This is a genomic window from Rhizobium sp. J15 (genome assembly GCF_002531825.1).
Lineage (GTDB): Bacteria > Pseudomonadota > Alphaproteobacteria > Rhizobiales > Rhizobiaceae > Rhizobium.
In genome coordinates, this window is the sequence record NZ_NWSX01000114.1 from 1 (window position 1) to 630 (window position 630).

Sequence of the window (630 nt, forward strand, 5' to 3'; positions counted from 1 at the left end):
GATCGTCGGCCTGGAGGCGACCGGCGGCTACGAGATGTTGGCGGTAGGTAGCCTGTCGGCCGCTGGTTTTGGGGTGGTTGTCGTCAATCCGGCGCAGGTGCGCGCCTTTGCCAACGCGCTCGGCCGCAGGGCCAAGACCGATCCGATCGATGCGGCCGTCATCGCTGCCTTCCTCGTGGCGACGAAGCCGGCCATCCGGCCGTTGCGCGATGCCGAGACGCAGACCCTGTCCGAGCTCATTGCCCGCCGGCGGCAGATCGTCCAGATGGTCGTTGCCGAGGAGAACCGGTTGCGCATGGCGCTGGCCAAACAGGCGCAGAAGAGCATCAAGCGCCTGCTGACGGCCTTGCGCCGCGAGCTCGAAAACCTCGATGCCGATCTCGACAGCCATATCCGCAAATCGCCGGTCTGGCGGGTGCGCGAGACGCTGCTGACCTCGGTGCCGGGTGTCGGGCCGACAACGGCGCGGACGCTGTTGGCCGAGCTGCCCGAACTCGGCAGCCTCGACCGCCGCCAGATCGCTTCACTGGCAGGGCTTGCTCCTTGGACGCGGCAATCGGGAAAATGGAAGGGCAAGAGCTTCATCGGCGGCGGGCGCGGCAAGGTGCGGGCCGTGCTGTTCATGGCCGC

Annotated in this window: 1 protein-coding gene; it reads left to right on the top strand. The window is 67.8% G+C overall.

Annotation, left to right across the window (positions count from 1 at the left end):
* Positions 1–630: IS110 family transposase (locus tag CO670_RS32380; protein ID WP_141502482.1), on the top strand; the 630-nt coding region annotated here is incomplete at both ends.